The organism is Pseudomonas floridensis (assembly GCF_002087235.1).
Classification (GTDB): domain Bacteria; phylum Pseudomonadota; class Gammaproteobacteria; order Pseudomonadales; family Pseudomonadaceae; genus Aquipseudomonas; species Aquipseudomonas floridensis.
The window spans coordinates 134,334-152,984 of record NZ_MUIO01000019.1 but is presented as its reverse complement, the minus strand read 5'-3'; the positions used below and the strand labels follow the sequence as shown (position 1 = coordinate 152,984).

At 60.8% G+C, this 18,651-nt stretch carries 19 protein-coding genes; 6 read left to right on the top strand and 13 right to left on the bottom strand.

All coding sequences use genetic code 11. The features are described from left to right. Positions 1-63: 63 nt before the first annotated feature. Positions 64-954 (bottom strand): pseudouridine synthase, encoded by an 891-nt coding sequence (locus BZK31_RS06960; RefSeq protein WP_083182049.1) that lies wholly within the window; start codon positions 952-954, stop codon positions 64-66. 188 nt (positions 955-1,142) lie between these two features. Here BZK31_RS06960 and BZK31_RS06955 point away from each other — a divergent pair, with 188 nt between their 5' ends. Further along, positions 1,143-1,997, top strand: a complete 855-nt coding sequence (locus tag BZK31_RS06955) for a shikimate dehydrogenase (protein WP_083182048.1) — start codon at positions 1,143-1,145, stop codon at positions 1,995-1,997. Between the two features lie 14 nt (positions 1,998-2,011). Here the strand turns inward: BZK31_RS06955 and BZK31_RS06950 are convergent, their stop codons facing one another. Further along, the gene (locus tag BZK31_RS06950) at positions 2,012-2,683 is read right to left on the bottom strand and encodes a TetR/AcrR family transcriptional regulator (RefSeq protein WP_083182047.1); all 672 of its coding nucleotides are present in this window, start codon (positions 2,681-2,683) and stop codon (positions 2,012-2,014) included. A gap of 111 nt (positions 2,684-2,794) precedes the next feature. Further along, positions 2,795-4,702, bottom strand: a complete 1,908-nt coding sequence (quiC, locus tag BZK31_RS06945; RefSeq protein ID WP_083182046.1) for a 3-dehydroshikimate dehydratase QuiC — start codon at positions 4,700-4,702, stop codon at positions 2,795-2,797. A gap of 603 nt (positions 4,703-5,305) precedes the next feature. On the opposite strand from quiC, the gene BZK31_RS06940 reads away from it, so the two are divergent. Continuing rightward, entirely contained in the window at positions 5,306-6,634 is a 1,329-nt protein-coding gene (locus tag BZK31_RS06940) for an MFS transporter (protein WP_083182045.1), read from the top strand. A 77-nt stretch (positions 6,635-6,711) separates the two neighbouring features. Here the strand turns inward: BZK31_RS06940 and BZK31_RS06935 are convergent, their stop codons facing one another. Beyond that, a complete protein-coding gene (locus tag BZK31_RS06935; RefSeq protein WP_083182044.1) occupies positions 6,712-7,599 on the bottom strand; it encodes a DMT family transporter in 888 nt (295 codons plus the stop codon). A 247-nt stretch (positions 7,600-7,846) separates the two neighbouring features. Between BZK31_RS06935 and BZK31_RS06930 the strand changes: the two genes are divergently transcribed. Next, complete coding sequence (locus BZK31_RS06930) at positions 7,847-9,103, top strand: OprD family porin (RefSeq protein ID WP_083182043.1); 1,257 nt, start codon at positions 7,847-7,849, stop codon at positions 9,101-9,103. A 60-nt stretch (positions 9,104-9,163) separates the two neighbouring features. On the opposite strand, the gene pcaC is transcribed toward BZK31_RS06930, so the two are convergent. The 9 genes from pcaC to BZK31_RS06885 all read right to left on the bottom strand — a co-directional run bounded on the left by pcaC (position 9,164) and on the right by BZK31_RS06885 (position 17,066). Further along, positions 9,164-9,562 carry a 4-carboxymuconolactone decarboxylase gene (pcaC, locus tag BZK31_RS06925; protein ID WP_083182042.1) on the bottom strand — a complete coding sequence of 133 codons (399 nt, stop codon included), beginning with the start codon at positions 9,560-9,562 and terminating at the stop codon, positions 9,164-9,166. After that, positions 9,559-10,920: a 3-carboxy-cis,cis-muconate cycloisomerase gene (locus tag BZK31_RS06920; protein WP_083182041.1), complete on the bottom strand. Its 1,362-nt coding sequence runs from the start codon at positions 10,918-10,920 to the stop codon at positions 9,559-9,561. Before BZK31_RS06920 ends, pcaC begins: the two co-directional genes overlap by 4 nt. Positions 10,921-10,944: 24 nt before the next feature. Beyond that, positions 10,945-12,294, bottom strand: coding sequence for a 4-hydroxybenzoate transporter PcaK (gene pcaK / locus BZK31_RS06915; RefSeq protein ID WP_083182040.1), 1,350 nt, complete (start codon positions 12,292-12,294; stop codon positions 10,945-10,947). A gap of 212 nt (positions 12,295-12,506) precedes the next feature. Next, positions 12,507-13,109, bottom strand: a complete 603-nt coding sequence (pcaG, locus tag BZK31_RS06910) for a protocatechuate 3,4-dioxygenase subunit alpha (protein ID WP_083182039.1) — start codon at positions 13,107-13,109, stop codon at positions 12,507-12,509. 11 nt (positions 13,110-13,120) lie between these two features. Continuing rightward, positions 13,121-13,840, bottom strand: a complete 720-nt coding sequence (gene pcaH / locus BZK31_RS06905) for a protocatechuate 3,4-dioxygenase subunit beta (RefSeq protein ID WP_083182038.1) — start codon at positions 13,838-13,840, stop codon at positions 13,121-13,123. Between the two features lie 133 nt (positions 13,841-13,973). Next, on the bottom strand, positions 13,974-14,903 hold the full coding sequence (pcaQ, locus tag BZK31_RS06900) for a pca operon transcription factor PcaQ (protein ID WP_083182037.1): 930 nt from the start codon (positions 14,901-14,903) through the stop codon (positions 13,974-13,976). A gap of 34 nt (positions 14,904-14,937) precedes the next feature. Then, positions 14,938-15,180, bottom strand: coding sequence for a glutaredoxin family protein (locus BZK31_RS06895; RefSeq protein ID WP_083182036.1), 243 nt, complete (start codon positions 15,178-15,180; stop codon positions 14,938-14,940). A gap of 99 nt (positions 15,181-15,279) precedes the next feature. Continuing rightward, positions 15,280-15,900, bottom strand: coding sequence for a hypothetical protein (locus tag BZK31_RS06890; protein WP_083182035.1), 621 nt, complete (start codon positions 15,898-15,900; stop codon positions 15,280-15,282). A gap of 80 nt (positions 15,901-15,980) precedes the next feature. Further along, complete coding sequence (locus BZK31_RS06885; RefSeq protein WP_083182034.1) at positions 15,981-17,066, bottom strand: acyltransferase family protein; 1,086 nt, start codon at positions 17,064-17,066, stop codon at positions 15,981-15,983. Positions 17,067-17,496: 430 nt separating this feature from the next. Here BZK31_RS06885 and BZK31_RS06880 point away from each other — a divergent pair, with 430 nt between their 5' ends. The 3 genes from BZK31_RS06880 to BZK31_RS06870 are packed head-to-tail and all read left to right on the top strand — an operon-like array spanning position 17,497 to position 18,546. Beyond that, positions 17,497-17,811: an ElaB/YgaM/YqjD family protein gene (locus BZK31_RS06880; RefSeq protein WP_083182033.1), complete on the top strand. Its 315-nt coding sequence runs from the start codon at positions 17,497-17,499 to the stop codon at positions 17,809-17,811. Positions 17,812-17,815: 4 nt separating this feature from the next. Further along, positions 17,816-18,208 (top strand): phage holin family protein, encoded by a 393-nt coding sequence (locus BZK31_RS06875; RefSeq protein WP_083182032.1) that lies wholly within the window; start codon positions 17,816-17,818, stop codon positions 18,206-18,208. Next, positions 18,205-18,546, top strand: coding sequence for a hypothetical protein (locus BZK31_RS06870; RefSeq protein WP_083182031.1), 342 nt, complete (start codon positions 18,205-18,207; stop codon positions 18,544-18,546). Before BZK31_RS06875 ends, BZK31_RS06870 begins: the two co-directional genes overlap by 4 nt. Positions 18,547-18,651: the final 105 nt, after the last annotated feature.

Sequence of the window (18,651 nt, the reverse complement as noted above, 5' to 3'; positions counted from 1 at the left end):
AGTGAACAGCATTACGCCTGGTGCGGGTTTTTTTCTGCCTGGCGTTTGGCCATGCGGTTGTACTTACCAGTCGAGCGTCAAGCGGCTCTGAAATTCACGCGCTGCGCCGCTGAGAGGATCGTCGAAACGCAACGCCCTGGCGAGCAGCTTGAGCGGCTGCTGGTAGTCATCGACGGCATCCCGGATCACCTGCGGGTAGAACGGGTCGTTGCAAATTGCGGCACCGAGCGCCGCCATGTGCACGCGCAACTGATGTTTCTTGCCGGTGACCGGGTACAGCCCGTAGCGCCAGAGCGGACCATTGCGTTCGAGCACCTCGATGCGGGTCTGGGTATTGGCCGGGCCGGGCCCTTCTTGCATGCGGAAAAACGGCTCGCCATCGACCAGACGGCTCTCATGCACCCGCGGGAACGTCAGCGACGACAACGCCGGTGCAATGGCCTCGTAGAATTTATCGATACGCCGCGTTGGAAACAGCGCCTGGTACGCCGACCGGGTCTGCCGGTTGGCGGAGAACAACACCAGCCCGGCCGTGTGGCGATCGATGCGATGCAGCGGCACCAGGTCCGGGTTGTCGAGGCGGCGTATCAACCGGCGCAGCAGCGTCTGCTCGACGTATTCGCCCGCGGGCGTAACCGGCAGAAAGTGCGGTTTGTCGGCAACCACCAGATGTTCGTCGGCGTAGAGAATGGTCTCGACGACCGGAATCGGCGTCTCGTTTGGCACTTCGCGAAAATAATGGATCTTCAGCCCCTCGCGGTACGCCAGATCAACCGCAATGGCGTTCCCGTCGGCATCCAGCACACGAGCGCGAGCAATGCGGTCCAGCCATTCTTCGCGACCGATGGCCGGAAACTTCGCGCACAGGCAATCCAGCACCGTCGTCCAAGGGCCTGCTGGCAGGTACAGCGTGCTGGCTTGTTGGTGCGCGGCGCGGAAAACGGACTCGGACATGCGTGGGCTCATCATCTCGTGGACAGGCTGGGGCGGCTGGCCGGGCATTATCACTGATCGGGGCGATCACCGCACAGAATCAGCGCATGACAAACGATCGGGCACTGCGTCACTATTAACCATCTGGTACATTTTTTCGACAACTGCCCACATGCGGGTGGCAAGACAAAAACAAGAGACCTATTGTCATGAGTCACGCTGAACACACCTCCATCCTCGCCGGCCTGATCGGCTCGGGCATCCAGGCCTCGCGAACCCCGGCCTTGCACGAGCACGAAGGCGATGCGCAGGGCATCCGTTACCTGTATCGCCTGATCGACATCGATGCGCTCAAGCTCGACATCGACGCCCTGCCCCGTCTGCTCGAAGGGGCCCGCGATTGCGGCTTCACCGGGCTGAACATCACGTTTCCCTGCAAGCAGGCGGTCATCCCGCTGCTGGACGATCTGTCCGAAGAAGCCCGGGGCATCGGCGCAGTCAATACTGTGGTGTTCAAGAACGGCAAAAGCACCGGCCATAATACCGACTGCCTGGGGTTCGCCGAAGGCTTCAAGCGCGGTCTGGATCAGGCACCCCGTCAGCATGTGGTGCAGATGGGTGCAGGCGGTGCAGGCGCAGCGGTGGCCTACGCATTGTTGAGCGCAGGCGTCGAGCGCCTGAGTGTCTTCGAGGTTGAAACGCAACGCGCCCAGATGCTGGTCGACAACCTCAACCGGCATTTTGGTGCCGGCCGAGCGCACGTGGGCCTGGACCTGCCCGCAGCTATGGCCGAGGCCGATGGGGTGGTCAATACCACGCCGGTCGGCATGCTCAAACTACCCGGCACCCCGTTGCCGCTGGAGCTGTTGCGCGCTACGCAGTGGGTCGCGGAAATCATTTATTTTCCGCTGGAAACCGAACTGTTGAAGCATGCCCGCGCGCTGGGATGCCGCACGCTGGACGGCACCACCATGGCGGTGTTTCAGGCCGTAAAAGCCTTCGAGCTGTTTAGCGGTCAGCCGGCAGATGCCGAGCGGATGATGCAGCACTTTCACAGCCTTTGACGCTCAGCCGTCCATCAGCCCTTCAAGTAGCGCAGGACAGCGTCACAGATCATCGCCTTGTGACGCTGTTTGACTTCATCACTCCAGAGTTCGATCTGAAAGATCTCGCTGAACGTGTGCCGGTTGGAAATGCGATAGAAACAGAACGAGCTGATCATCAGGTGCAGATCGATCGGGTGCACGCCCTGACGAAACGCCCCGCTCGTCTCTCCGCGACGCAGAATGTCTTCCAGTGCCTTGATGATGTTCTGGCTTTTGGCCTGAATCGTGTCCGACTGCTTGACGTTTTCACCGTAGTGAATGTTTTCGATGCACACGATGCGCACGAAATCGACGTTGCTGTCGTGGTGATCGAAGGTGAATTCCACCACGCGATGAATCGCCTCGACCGGTTCCAGTTCGCTGAGGTTCAGCTCGCTTTCAGTGTTGCGAATCGCACCGTAAAGCTTTTCAAGCACTTCGACGTAAAGCTGTTCCTTGCTGCCGAAGTAGTAATAGATCATCCGTTTCGAGGTCTTGGTGCGCTCGGCGATGGCGTCTACCCGTGCACCCGACAGCCCATGGGCAACGAATTCGGCCACGGCGGCCTGAAGAATGTCTTCGCGGGTCTTTTCCGGATTGTTCTTGCGCCCCAGCGGCCGCAATGCAACAGGCTCAAGGGCAACGGAGTCGTCAGTTGTTTTCATTATTGGCTCATGACCACGGGTGATACGCCGAGTATGCCGTCGCGTGCCGAGGCAGGGAAGCTGCGCGACGTTTCAGTGTCCCGCAGCACCTCACCGGCTCAGGTCACAAGGTCAGAGCCGCGCCTGCCGTACCGCCACGCTGCGCGCCTTGGCCATCGCGGCCAGACGCACCGGAACGTTGGCGGCGCCATAGCCGACGTAGCCGTTCTTGCGTTGCAGAATCTCGAAGAAAAAACGCCCGTCGAACGCATCGGTATAAACGTGAAACAGCTCGCCACCCTGTGCGTCGCGGTCATACAACACGTTGTAATACGCCAGCTCGCTGAGGAATTCATCATCGAAATCGAAGCGCGCCGCCAGGTCGTCGTAGTAGTTGAGCGGGATGTCCAGCAACGGAACGCCGGCTTCCTTGGCGCGGCTGACTTCGGCAAAGATGTCCTCGCAGGAAAACGCGATGTGGTGCACGCCGGATCCGCGATAGCTGGACAGCGCATGGGAAATGGCAGTGTTGCGGTTTTCCGAGATATTCAGCGGCAGGCGCACTGTGCTGCAACGACTGCGCAGCGCACGGCTTTTGACCAGGCCGTACGGGTCCGGCAACACCACTTCATCGTCGGCCTCGAAATCCAGAATGCTTTTGTAGAACAGCACCCAGCTGTCGAGGCTGTCGGCTGGCAGGGCCATCGCCATGTGATCGATACGTTGCAGACCGCCTTTGCCAGCCGCCTGCGGATCAATCACGAAGTCGCTGTCGTAGATCGAGTCGCCAGGCGCAGCGGTGTCGACCAGATAGATCAGACTGCCGTCCGGAGCGCGCACCGAAGGAATTTCGCGCTCGTTTGGGCCAACCAGTCCGCGATAGGGCTGGCCCTTGAAAGCCCGTGCGCGCTCCAGCGCCTGATGACCGTCGTCGACTCGCAATGCGGTCGCACACAACGACGGACCATGAGCCTCGAAGAAACTGTGGGCAAAGGAATAGGGCTCGGCGTTGAGGACAATCTTGATATCGCCCTGCCCCAACAGGCTGACAGCCTTGGAGCGGTGCTGACCCAGCCTGGCGAAACCCAGTCGTTGCAGCCAGCCGGACAGACGCGCGCCGTGACTTTCATCGACGGCGAACTCCAGAAACTCGACACCGTTGTAGGTGCTGGCCGGTGGCGGGTTGAACAGGATGTCCGGGACTTTCGCCTCGGCTTCACTGGCCAGCAACTGACGTGTCTTTTCTTCCAGATACAGCAACGAACGCAGACCGTCAGCGGCGTTAGCACGTGTCGGCGCAGCGCGAAAGCCATCGTTGAAGACTTCCAGCGACAGCGGACCGGTGTAACCACTGCGCAGAATCGGCGCGAGAAAGCCCGCCAGATCGAACTCGCCCTGACCGGGGAAGCAGCGGAAATGTCGGCTCCACTCCAGCACATCCATGGCCAGAATCGGTGCGTCGGCCATCTGCACGAAGAAGATCTTGTCGCCCGGGATCTGCGCAATCGCGCTCGGGTCGCCCTTCAACGACAGGGTGTGGAAGCTATCGAGCAGGACGCCCAGCGCCGGATGATCGACCTGACGCACCAGGTTCCAGACCTGCTGCCAGGTGTTCACGTGACGCCCCCATGCGAGTGCTTCGTAACCGACCCGCAGACCACGGGCACCGGCATGTTCGGCCAACAGGCTCAAGTCGTCGAGAAGGATGTTCTCGTCGCCCACCGAATCGGCGGACGCGTTGCTGCAGACCAAAACCAGATCCGTGCCCAGTTCCTGCATCAGATCGAATTTGCGCTCGGCGCGGTCCACATTGCGCTGCAACCGATCACGGCGGCAGCCTTCGAAGTCGCGGAACGGCTGGAACAAGGTGATGGCGATTCCCAGATCGGCGCATATCTGCCTGACATTGCGCGGGCTGCCGTCGTAATACAAAAGGTCGTTTTCGAAAATCTCGACGCCGTCAAAGCCGGCCGCGGCGATGGCTTCGAGCTTTTCGGGCAGAGTACCGCTCAAGGATACGGTCGCAATTGAACGCTGCATGCTTTTCAGCTCCTGAATGAACACGACCCTGGCGGATCGTGACTGGACAGCACCGCATTCCCGGCCTTTCTCGGCCTTATTCAGAGGTGCGAGTAAAGTATTTGCCTGTCAAAATACTACAGCAACACAAAGTGTACGAACTGGTTAGTTTTACGTTCGATTATCGAACAGAAGCCGTGTTACTTGATTGACGCTGCGTGGCGCAATGCTCAACATCAGCTTCCAATTGCAACGCAATCAGTCGTTTCGAACTCCCGTTACCCGTAGCAAACCATAACAATTCAAACAACAGGAACATTGCTCATGTGCAGCCTTTTCGCCCCGCTCGCCCGTTCGACCTTCCGCCACGCCCGATTGCAGCATCGATGCCCTTCATTGGCCATTGAGCCGGTGCTTACGTGCGTCGCTTGAAACAATCCTGCGCACTCGCAAGCGACAGCCTGTAAATTGTCGGCCCGCCGGATCGTCTCGAACACCTTGAATCACCGGTTTCGAACAGATGAACCCACGGTCTCACTGTACAAGCATAACGCCTGAATCGAGTGGACTTCTCAGTCCGACTGTCGCCAGCAGCGCAGTCTTGGAACGGATGGTTAGAACATCATGCTCAATACCCAGACCAACCCAGTCGTCCAGGCCGCCCGTGCGGGCATGGGCGAAAAAATTCGCGGCGCACTCGCCGTGGGCAAGACTCGCTGGGGCATGCTTGCTCTGGTGTTCTTCGCCACCACCCTGAACTACATCGACCGCGCCGCACTCGGGGTCATGCAGCCGATCCTGGCCAAGGAAATGAGCTGGACGGCGATGGATTACGCCAACATCAACTTCTGGTTTCAGGTCGGCTACGCCGTCGGCTTCGTACTGCAAGGCCGGTTCATCGACCGGGTCGGCGTCAAACGCGCGTTCTTCCTCGCTGTTCTGCTGTGGAGCCTGGCGACCGGTGCTCACGGGCTTGCCACCTCGGCGGTCGGTTTCATGGTCTGCCGGTTCATTCTGGGCCTGACCGAAGCGGCCAACTACCCGGCCTGTGTGAAAACCACGCGCCTCTGGTTCCCTGCTGGCGAACGTGCCGTTGCAACCGGCATCTTCAATGCCGGGACCAACGTTGGCGCGATGCTGACTCCGGCCCTGCTGCCCGTGATTCTGACCGTATGGGGCTGGCAGGCGGCGTTCATCGCCATGGGCTCACTGGGTCTGATCTGGGTCATCCTGTGGCGCCTCAAGTATTACAACCCTGAAGAACACCCGACCGTCAGCAAGAGCGAACTGGACTACATCAATCAGGAAGTCGAACCCGACCCGGTCAAAGTGCCCTTCTCCGGCATTCTGAAAATGCGCGGCACCTGGGCCTTCGCCCTGGCCTACGCGATTACCGCGCCGGTGTTCTGGTTCTACCTCTACTGGCTGCCACCGTTCCTCAATCAGCAATACAACCTGGGCATCAGCGTGACCCAGATGGGCATTCCGCTGATCCTGATCTGGCTGACCGCAGACTTTGGCAGCATAGGCGGCGGCATTCTGTCCTCGTGGCTGATTGGCCGTGGCGTGCGGGCCACCACTGCACGACTGGTGTCGATGCTGATTTTCGCCATCACCATCTGCAGCGTGGTCTTCGCCGCCAACGCCAGCGGTCTGTGGGTCGCGGTACTGGCCATCTCGCTGGCGGTCGGCGCGCATCAGGCCTGGACCGCCAACATCTGGAGCCTGGTGATGGATTACACGCCCAAGCACATGATGAGCACGGTGTTCGGTTTCGGCGGGATGTGCGCGGCCATCGGCGGCATGTTCATGACCCAGATCGTCGGTGCAGTGCTGACCGCCACCAACAATAACTACAACGTGCTGTTCACGATGATCCCGGCGATGTACTTCATCGCACTGATCTGGATGTATTTCATGGCCCCGCGCAAGGTGCCTGATCTGAACGAATGACCGCTCGATACGATGGGAAAGGCCCGTTCATGTGAGTGAACGGGCCTTTTCGTTTTGGCGGTCAGGGCATGAAACGGCTAGCCACCCTTGCGTCGCTGCTGCCACGCCGCCGCCAGACCACTGAGGCAGATGATGGCGATGCCAGCCTGAGCCGTGGGCGAAGGCATGTGATCGAAAACGATGAAACCCAGCAGACCGGCAAACACGATCTGGCAGTAGCTGAACGGCGCCAGCATTGCCGGTGCGGCGAAGCGGAACGCCTGGGTCAATAACAGGTGCGCGGCCATGCCGCAGGCGCCGAGTGCCAGCAGGAACGGCAGATGCCGCAGCGCAGGCACTTCCCAGAAGAACGGCACCAAAGCACTCATCACCAGGGTATTGAACAGCCCGGCGAAAAAGTTGCTGGTGGTCGGGGTGTCGAAGGGGCTGACCAGACGGGTCAGCAACTGATAGAGCGCAAAGCACAACGCAGAAGACAGCGGCAGCAGGATCGCCGGTGTGAACAGCTCGCCGCCCGGATGAATGATGATCATCACCCCCATGAAACCGACGATCACTGCAATCCACTGCCCGCGCGTGACACGTTCATGGAGCAGCGGCACCGACAGCGCGGTCACCAGCAGCGGCGCAAGAAAGTTGACCGCAGTGGCCTCGGCCTGCGGGATGAACATCAGGCTGCTGGTGAACAACAGACTGGTGCCCAGCAAAGCGAGCGCACGCAACGCCTGAAGGCCGGGACGCTTGGTGCGCAGCACGCGCAGACCGGAGGACGGCATGAAGATGCAGGCCATCAGCAGCGTGTGCACCAGATAGCGTGCCCACACCACCAGGATGATCGGATAGAAACCGGAGAGGTACTTGGAGAGTGTGTCGTGACTGGCAAACAGGAAGGTTGCCAGCAGAATGAAACCGATACCTTTGAGGGGTTGATTGACGCCGGACAGGGGCGTACTGGCAGTGCTCATCGGGCTTCCTTACTCAATTATTGTCAGGGTGAACACGCATCGCAGCGGTGCAGAACGGTACACAACAGCGCCTTGGGCAAAGCATCGCAGCTAGCGTGTGCAGCGTCCCTTGCAAAATGTTCGAACCGGTTCATTAACGTTCGATAATCGCCCAAAACCTCATTTTCACAATTGCAGGCAGGTGCGGGGCCTTTCACTATCACAGCCAGCTTCATCGACTGAATAATTACAAAAAAGGTCTGTTTTCATGCGCTCAACTCTTCCCTGCAAAGCCGTTTGCGGTCTTTGCGCGGCTCTCGCCGCCAGCCTGACGCCCACTGTCACCCAGGCCGCCGGGTTCGTCGAGGATGCCAAGGTGAATCTGAACCTACGCAACTTCTACATCAACCGCAACTTCGTCGACCCCGCCAACGCCCAGAACTACGCCGAGGAATGGACCCAGAACTTCATTCTCGACGCCCGCTCCGGTTTCACTCAGGGCACCGTGGGTTTCGGCGTCGATGTGCTGGGGCTTTACTCGCTCAAACTGGACGGCGGCAAAGGCACCGGCGGCACACAATTGCTGCCGATACACAGCGACGGACGTCCGGCCGATGACTTCGGGCGGCTTGCCGTGGCGGGCAAGGCGCGCCTCTCGAAAACTGAACTCAAGGTCGGCGAATGGATGCCGGTGCTGCCGATCCTGCGCTCAGATGACGGGCGCTCCCTGCCGCAGACTTTCCAGGGCGGGCAAGTCACGTCCAGGGAAATCGACGGGCTGACGCTGTATGGCGGCCAGTTCCGGGGCAACAGTTCGCACAATGACGCCAGCATGGAAGACATGTCCATGAACGGCCGCGCCGCCTTCACCTCGGACCGCTTCAACTTCGGCGGCGGCGAATACCTGTTCAACGAAAAACGCACTCAGGTGGGCGTCTGGTACGCAGAACTCGAAGACATTTACCACCAGCAGTACGTCAACCTGCTGCACAGCCAGCCATTGGGCAACTGGACGCTGGGCGCCAACCTCGGTTACTTCCAGGGCAAGGACGACGGCCAGTCGCTGGCAGGCGATCTGGACAACAAGACCTGGTCGGCGCTGCTCTCCGCGCGTCACGGCGGCAACACGTTTTACGTGGGCCTGCAGAAGGTCAGCGGCGACAGCGCCTGGATGCGGGTCAACGGCACCAGTGGCGGCACGCTGGCCAACGACAGCTACAACTCCAGCTTCGACAACGCCCGGGAAAAATCCTGGCAGTTGCGCCACGACTACGACTTCGCCGCTCTCGGCGTGCCCGGCCTGACGCTGATGAACCGCTACATCAGCGGCGAAAACGTTCACACCGGCGCGATCACCGACGGCCAAGAATGGGCGCGGGAAACCGAGCTGGCCTACGTGTTCCAGAGCGGCACGTTCAAGAACCTGTCACTGAGATGGCGCAACTCGACCATGCGCCGTGACTACAACACCAATCAGTTCGACGAAAACCGGGTCATCATCAGTTACCCGCTCTCGCTGCTCTGACCGCGTCCCGTTGAAAACGCCGCCGCGGTCGTTCATTGCGGCGGCGTATTCGGTGACGCATCAGTCCTGATCAAGCGACTCCACGCCCATTTCGTCCCATACCTGTTCCGCGAGGTGGAAAGTTGCGTTGGCGGCCGGAATGCCGCAGTAGATCGCACTCTGCATCAGCACTTCTTTGATCTCCTCGCGGGTCACGCCATTGTGCCTGGCAGCCTTGAGGTGCAGACGCAGCTCACCTTCGCGGTTCATGCCGATCAACATGGCAATGGTGATCAGACTGCGCGTATGACGCGGCAGGCCAGGACGTGTCCAGATGTCCCCCCAGGCATGCCGGGTGATCATTTCCTGAAACTCCTCGTTGAACGGCGTCAGTTTTTCGAGGCTGTTATCGACATGCTTGTCGCCCAGCACCGCACGGCGCACCTGCATGCCAGCCTGATAACGTTCGTCTTCGGTCATTGCGTGATCCTTGTGTGTTCAGCCACGGCGCGTTCGACCCAACGTCGGGCCTGGCCAAGGTAATGAGCCGGATCGAGCAGCCGATCCAGTTCTTCGGAGGAAAGGTGCGCCGTCACCTCAGAGGTCTCGCCCAGCACCTGCCGCAGATGCGCGCCCTGCTCCACGGCCCGGCGACAGCTTTGTTCGATCAGGTGATGGGCTGCGTCACGGCCGATACGCTGAGCCAGCGCAATGCTCACGGCCTCGGCCAGCACCAGCCCCTGTGTGGACTCCAGATTGACGCGCATCCGCTCGGCATCGACCTGCAGACCGGGCACCACCTGCAGCGCCTGTTGCAGCGATCCCGACACCAGGCAGCAGAGTTCGGGCAGGGTTTCCCACTCGGCGTGCCACAGTCCCAGGCTGCGTTCGTGCTCCTGCGGCATCGCGGCGAACATCGTCGAGACCAGGCCCGGAGCGCGTGTCGCCGCCGCGATCATGACCGCCGCACCGACCGGGTTGCGCTTGTGCGGCATGGTCGATGAGCCGCCCTTGCCCGGCGCAGTCGGCTCGAACACTTCGCCCACTTCGGTCTGCATCAACAGGCTGACATCGCGCCCCAGCTTGCCCAGGCTGCCAGCGATCAGGCCGAGCAGCGCGGCGAACTCCACCAGCCGGTCGCGCTGCGTATGCCACGGCTGTTCGGGAAGCGCCAACTGCAACTCATCGGCCAACGCTTCGGCCACCGCAAACGCCTGATCGCCCAGTGCCGCCAGGCTGCCGGAGGCACCGCCGAATTGCAGACACAGCAGGCGCGGCTTGAGTTCTGCCAGGCGTTGGCGATGGCGGGTCACAGCGCCCAGCCAGCCGGCGATTTTCATGCCCAGCGTGACCGGCGTGGCCTGCTGCAACCAGGTGCGTCCCGCCAGCGGCATCGCGGCATGAATCTGTGCCTGCTGCGCCAACGCCGCGCCCAGTTGCGCCAGGTCGCGCTCCAGCAAGGACACGGCCTGGCCGATTTGCAGGATCAATCCGCTGTCCATCACGTCCTGGCTGGTTGCGCCCATGTGCACATACCGCTCGGCCTCGGCGTTGCGCTCGGCGATCTGCCTGCCCAGCGCCCTGACCAGCGGAATTGCCGAGTTGCCTGCGTTGCCGATGGCCAATGCCAGCGCATCGAAATCGAACAGTTCGGCGCGGCAGCTTTGCGTGATGTCGGCCACCACAGCCTGCGGGATCAGCCCCGTGCGGGCTTGAGCACGCGCCAGCGCAGCCTCGAAATCGAGCATGCCCTGCACGCGGCCTTCATCGGAAAAAATCCGTCGCATGTCGGCCTGTGTGAAGTAGCCGTCGAAAAGTTGATTACCCGGTCTGCTCACAGCAGCGCTCCAAAGTCAGATGTTTCAAGTGGCGTCCGAATGACTGACCCAACCCTTGATCAGAATCGCCAGAGCCGCCAGCGCAGCGGGCACGACGAGCGCGGTCAGCACTTGCTCGAACGTCCATCCAAGGCCCAGCAGCGTCGCGCCGGCCCATGCGCCAAGGATTGCACCGAACCGGCCGATGCCCAACATCCATGACACACCTGTAGCACGTCCCTGAGTCGGGTAGAAACGCGCCGCCAGAGACGGCATTGCCGATTGCGCGCCGTTGATGCACATGCCCGCCACCAGCACCAGCGTCGCCAGAACCGCAACATTGCCCAGGCTCTGCCCGACCAGCCAGGCGAACACGCCCGCCAACGCATAAGCCACGCCGATGACCTTGTGCGGGTTGTAACGGTCCATCGCCCAACCTACGCCCACCGCACTGAGCACGCCGCCAAACTGGAACAATGCACCGATGAACGCCGATTGCTCCAGGCTCGCGCCGCTGTCACGCATCAGCGTCGGCAGCCAGCTGGTCAACAGATAAACGATCACCAGCCCCATGAAATAGGTCAGCCACAACAGCAAAGTGCCCGCACTGTAAGTGCCGGAAAAAATCACCTTCAGCACATTGCGACTGCGGACGGTTTTCTGTTCCGGCACGCTGAAGACCGTAACGCCCGCGACTTCTTTGGGCGCGATCGGCGCCAGCACCTTGCGAATCCGCTCGACGCCCAGGTTGCGCACTACCAGAAAGCGCGCCGACTCCGGCAGCCAGACCATCAGCACCGCCGCAAGGATCAACGGCAGAATACCGCCGAGCATCAGCAGGCTGTGCCAGCCCAGGCTGGGAATCATCTTCGCGGACACGAAACCGCCGCAGGCCATCCCAAGGTTGAAACCGCAGAACATGCTGGTGACCAACAGCGATTTGAGCCGCTCGGGCGTGTATTCGGACAACAGCGTGGTTGCGTTGGGCATCGCCGCGCCCAGCCCCAGACCGGTCAGCAGGCGCAGCACCAGCAACTGATCGATATTGGTGCTGTAGGCCGACGCCAGGCTGAACAGCCCGAACAGAAACACTGCGACCACCAGCACCACTTTACGGCCGAAGCGATCGGCCAGCGGACCGGAACCCAGCGCGCCAAACACCATGCCGATCAGCGCGGCGCTCATCACCGGCCCCAGACTGGCACGATCGATCCCCCAATCCTGGCTGAGTGCCGGTGCAATGAAGCCCATCGCCGCCGTGTCCAGCCCATCGAGAAAGACGATCAGAAAGCACAGCACCACCACCCGCCATTGATAACGCGACAACGGTTGGGCATTGATGAAAGCCTGAACGTCGAGCGTACCCGTTGCCGGTCCGCGAGCTGAAAGTGTCATGAGCATTTCCTTTTATTGTTATGAGGTCGCCTGCGCACAGGTGCCCTATCGCCAGGCTCTGTATGAACAGTGGCTGCGCTCGGTGATGCTGCGTTAAAAACAGGCGCGCAATGCTCATTTGCACCACGTCGACTCCGCTTCCTTGCCTGTTTTTGCCTTGCCTGACCTTCGCTCGCCAACGTTTAGCACAGCGGCTGGAGCACCACATCGACTCAGAAATCGAAGAACACCGTCTCGCCTTCACCCTGTACGCGAATGTCAAAACGATAGGCCGGTTGCCCGTCCACCGTGCACCGACGCGCAATCAGGGTTTCGCGGCGTTGCGGCTGCTCGATCAGATTGAGCACCGGATCGACGATATTGGCCTGCGCCTCGTCATCGAAATACAGCCTTGTCTGCAAATGAATGTTGATGCCGCGTGCGAACAGCGAAACGTTGATGTGCGAGGCCATGGGCACGCCAGCGGCATTGCGCATCGAGCCGGGCTTTATGGTCTTGAGGATCCACTGGCCGTCGTCGGCCGTCGCAGTGCGGCCGAAGCCGTTGAACGGCCTGACCGGGTCATATTCGCTGTGATAGGCGCCTTCGTGATCGGCCTGCCAGAACTCCAGATAGGCATCACGAATCAGGTGACCATTGCCGTCGAAGACGTTGCCCAGCAACACGATGTGTTCACCGGGTGCGCCGGGCCGGGCCATCTCGTTCCAGATTTCCAGCTCGCGGGTCGGATTGCCGGCCACTTGCGGTGCCAGGCCGATGTGCACATAAGGGCCAGCGGTTTGCGAAGGGGTTTCCTGCAGCAGTTGAACGGGCATGGCGGGCCTCCTCAGCCGTTTTCGAAGTGAGTCTTGCGCTGGCCGCGCAGAACGATGTCAAAGCGGTACGCCAGGCAATCCATTGGATTGCCCATCGCCAGGTCGAGTCTGGCGATCAGGCTCTGGACCGCCTCCGGGTTGGCGATGGACTTGACGATCGGGCAGATCGGAATCAGCGGATCACCCTCGAAATACAGCTGGGTGATCAGACGCGTGGCAATCGACGGGCCGCTGATCGACACGTGAATGTGCGCCGGACGCCAGTCGTTGGGCCCGTTGCGCCACGGGTAGGGGCCTGGCTTGACGGTGCGGAAACTGTAATTGCCGTCGCTGTCGGTCAATGCACGTCCCACCCCACCAAAGTTTGGATCGATGGGTGCCAGATAGGCGTCGCGCTTGTGACGATAGCGACCGCCTGAATTGGCCTGCCAGATCTCTACCAGTGTATGGGGGATCGGCTTGCCGTATTGATCGCAGACGCGACCGGCCACCAGAATGCGCTCGCCGATCGGCAAGCCGCCGTTATTGAAGTTGAGCAGCAGGTCGTTATCGTGCCGACCGAACGTCAGGTGCGAGAAGTCTGGCCCCGAGGCTTCGGAAATCGATTGGGGAATGCTGACCAGCGCCTGACGCGGCGAGCGCAGGATCGAGGTCTTGTAATCAGGCGTCAGGGCTTTGGGGTGCCAGTTGCGATCACGAATGACGAAGCGGCTGTTGTCCGCGACAGACATGGCGTTCTCCTTGTTATTGGCTTTCTTGTAAGCGCGCGGGCGTGAGGCACTCGCGCGACAGGCTGTGGCGAAGTGTCGCGGGTTCACAGCCGTTGGAAAACTGAAAAAATGCCTCTTATCCATAACCAAACGGTTATGTATAGCGCCCATTGCGGTAGGCCTCACCAACCACCCGCAACTCATCCACACACCACTGCGCTGCCCGCGTCAGAGGCACCGCCGGGTTGCTGCACAGCCCTACGGAACCGCCCGGCTCGCGAATACCCATGTCCAGTTCAACCAGCGAGCCGCTCTGCAACTCCTGCAGCACTGCATCCAGCGGCGCGATCCAGATCGCATCACTGCACTGCAAGTAACGCCGACTGAGCGTCAGCGACAGGGTTTCCAGACGCTGGGGCGGCGGCTGAATGCCGCACTGCACGAACAGGCTGTCAGCGAATTTGCGGATGGTGGTGCCCGCCAGCGGCAGCACCATCGGAAAATGCTCCAGACTTTCGCGCTTCAGAGGGGCCGCCAGCAACGGATGACCGCTGCGTACCACCAGGGTCATCGACTCGTTGTACAGATGCTCGAAGGTCAGTCCCTGAATCTGCGGACTGTCAGTCATGCGCCCGACCACCAGATCCAGTTCCCCGACCCGCAACTGCGACAGCAGGTAGGCACTCGGCCCGGTCATCACACTGACCACCAGTGCCGGATGCCCCTGATGCAACCGATTGACCACTTCCGGCACCAACAGACTCTCGGCCGTGGACAGCACGCCCAGCCGCGCCGTCACCGTCTCATGCTCCCCGGAGCGCAGGCTGTTCACCCCTTCGCGCAGAGCCTGCACACTGGGCCCGGCAAACCGCATGAACGCCACGCCCGCGTCGGTGAGCGCCGCACCGCTCTTGCTGCGCACGAACAGCGTCGTGGCCAGCAGCGTTTCCAGCTCTTTCAGGCTTTTGGACAAGGCGGGCTGGCTGATCGAAAGCACGTTGCAGGCCCGCGCCAGACTGCCCTGACGTGCAACTTCAAGAAAGCACACCAGGTGGCGGAACTTGATTCGGGTATCGATATTCACTGCGTGCCTTGCCTTGGAGGGAAAAGAAAAACGCTCACTTGCTCAGAAAGGACGCCACCTGAGGCGCATCAAAAGGCCAGTCCAGCTCTTCACCGGTGTCCACGCGCCGCAGCACCGGCACCCGCAGTTCGTAACGTTCGAACGACCACTCATCCTCGCAGATGTCACGCCGCTCAACCAGTAGCCCGCACTCGTCCACGAAAGGCAGCAATACCGCTTCGGCGATATCGCACAGATGACAGCCCAGGGTGCCGAAGAGTTGGCATTCAGGAAGCATCGAAACATCCTCGCGGTGAGCGCACAACGAACTGAAATCCATTCTAGGCCCGACCCGCGGCTGCGTCGAGGCAGCCGACCGGTGCAAGGTGCCGTGTAGTCAAAGCGCTTGCACCGGCACCCGCCAGTCCGGTTGTTTGAAGGCCCGCTCGGAACCGGACATTTTCACCGATATACGGTCCAACAGCCGCTCGGCGTTGTACTGGGTGGTGGTACTGCTGATCGCGATGAACAGCAGACCTGCGAGTACGGCTGAGGATGGAATTCGTCTGGCGGTCTGGTTTTCCAGATACAGCAAAAACACGCAAGCGGCTAAGGAACCGAGCAACGCACCGGCCACTGCCTCGGCCAGCGGATGAATCAGCGGCGCAACGCAGAACACGCTGTAGAGCCAGCCCAGCGACAGCCCCAGCAGCGCACCGGGCCAGCGCAGAGGCCGACTTCGCTGACGCGCCAGCAGGCTCAGCCCGACGGTCAGAATCAGACAGGTGTTCATCGCATGTCCACTGAGCACATAAATGCCCAGGCTTTCGATGGCCACACCCCAGCCCTTGAACAGAACTTTGCTGATCACCACCGCCGAATAGGCCACGAAGATCGTTGCGGCCCACAATAAGGCCGAGCGTCTCGAGCGCGCCATCCACAACCATGCACCGATTACCAGCGCGGCAGGCAGCATCACGGTGATGCCGCCGTAAGGTGTGAACAGGTGTGGACTCATGGGCAAGGCGTCCTCGATCAGCCGTCGTGACAAAGACGTATCTCTACCGAAGCACGCCGCCCGGCGCCAGGCAAAACTTTCTATGCACTGGCCTTGGCAGCGTCAGTTCTAAAGCGCCGTTTACCAAACGCATTGGCGCGGTCCAGCACCGGCTTCTCGAAACAGCGATAGCCGACCCAGCCGTAGCACACCGTGGCCGACAGCATCAGAACGGCAAACAGCAAGTTATCCAGATAACTCTCGGGCCAATTCCCGACCAGGCTCCAGACACGCCCGATCACGCCCAGCACCAGCAAGTGCGACAGGTAGATCGTGTAGGACATATCCCCGACAGCAACCAGTGGCGCCGGTATGGAAATCCGCCTGCGCCGCTCCAGCAAGGCGAGGGTCAGCACCAGCAGGCCGAACGTGGTGCCCACCATCACCATGCGCAGCAGCCCCTGGCTGTCGTAGAGCCGATTGACTGCAATCAACGGAATCCCCACCAGCAGCGCGGCGGCCAATAACCCCCAGACAACCGGCGTCGGCACCCGTGCGCTGTGCTTGCCGTAGAAGAACAGGGCCAGCGCCGCGCCGACGATAAATTCCAGCGAATAGGGATGCAGAATGATTTTCAACGCCGAGGAATATGCCTGCCAGTCTTGCAGCGCATTGAACATGACGATGACCGCTGCCCATACGACCAGCAATACCGGCAGGCTGCGCTCGCGAAACAGCAGGAATCCGGAGAACACCAGGTAGAACCACAGTTCGAACAACAGCGACCACGCGACCATCACCAACAGCACCTTGTCGTTGGGCAGCAGCAGGAATGACATCAACAGGTTCGATGACCCGTGGCCACTGTTGACCAGGCCGGGCTGCACCAGATACACCGCCAGCGTGATGAAAAAATACAGCCAGTAGGTTGGATAGATCCGTGACAGCCGGTTGAACAGAAAACGCTGGGCCTCGACCGTGCTCTGGAAGCGGCCACGACTGACGATCACCATCACGAAGCCGCTGATGACAAAAAACAGATCGACGCCCAACTGGAAGAAATCCAGCGACGGCGGCAGCAGCGTGTCGCCACCCGAGAACCTCGCCTCGATCGGCATCATGTGAAACAGCACCACACCCAGAACGGCCAGGCCCCTCAATCCTTGCAGCGAATACAGCCGCTCCATGCCCATCTCCATCACTGACCGACGCTGCGTCGGTACTGCCAGAATCACCTCCCGGAACCACTCCGGGCCGAATGACCGATCAATTGTTGTCCTGCCCTGCGCGGCACTCCAGAAGCGCCGATCCCGAACGGTTCGCAGGTGCGGGGTCGGCAGATTAGTCATTCCATGCGACTGAGCATAGCCAAGCGAAGCGATTATGAAACCGCACGCTCAATCGCCGGGCGTTGCGGTCGCAGGTGCCGGTTATGGAGTAAGGTGACCGGCACAGCGCAAAACCTCGCGCGCCTCAATGGCGCGAGCGCTCTGGCACACGCACCAATGCGAAGCGAAAGCGGCGGCGATACGCTGACATCAGGTCATCGCAATCGGAATGAACCTTCGCCAATTCCCTGTACTCGAAACATCCATACGCCACCAAACGGAGAAAACCATGCCTCGCCAAACCGCACAGAATGCTCAGGAAATCTTGATGGCAGACTTCCAGGTCCTGGTCGCCGACACCGAGAAACTGCTGGCGCACACCGCGACCCTCGCGGGCGATCAGGCAGATGAATTGCGTGCCCAGATTCAGGAAAGCCTGTTGCGCGCCAAAGAGACGCTCAAGCAGACCGAGGAGTCTCTGCGCGAACGCGGCGAGGCTGCGATCATTGCGACTGAAGAATACGTACAGAACAATCCCTGGCAGTCGGTCGGCCTCGCCGCCGGTGCCGGCTTTCTGATCGGCCTGCTGGCCACAAGGCGTTGATACCATGACTTTGGGAACGGAATCAGGTCCGCCCCACGCGGACCAAGGCTCTTCACCGCGGCGCCTGGGTGCCGCTTTTCTGGGTTTGCTGCACAGCCATGTCGAGCTGTTCGGCATCGAATTGCAGGAACAGAAAGCGCGCACGGTCACGCTTCTGCTGTTCGCGGGCCTGGCGCTGGTCTTTGGCCTGCTGCTGCTTACCGGTCTTTCGGCGCTGCTGCTGATCGTGCTGTGGGACAGTTACCGACTGGCCGGCATCGTCGGCCTGTGTGTCTTTTACTTCCTGGCTGCGGTGTTCTGTGGTCTGCGCTTGAAAGCGGCGGTTTTCGATGAGTCCTCGCCTTTCCACGCGACGCTTGAAGAACTGGCCAATGACCGTGAGCGACTGCTGCCATGAGCGAACCCAAGTCACATCAGGGCAATACCCGCCGCGAACTGCGCAAGGCGCTGATTCGTCTGCGCATGGAAATGCATCGCCAGGAAATACGTCACGAGTCCACCACGCTGTTGCAACCTCTGCAACGCTTCAGGGGCCTGCGGCATGACTGGAAAAGCGCACTCGGCATTCGTCATGCGCCGTTGTGGGGAGTCGGGTCGGTCGCGCTGCTGGGCTTTCTCAGCGGCAAGCGGGCCAAGACCGGACGTACCAGCATGCTCGGCAAGCTTCTCAAGCTGGGCATCACGCTGACGCCGCTGATCAGGGTCGCGCTTCAGAGCCGCACTCGCAGACCCTGATTCAACTGGTTGGCTGCATTCTTGCTAATGCCTGCACGATAGCACTTTGCCCGCAGTGGACATCCACTGCGGGCAAAGTGCGTCTGTACTCTACTTTTTTCATCC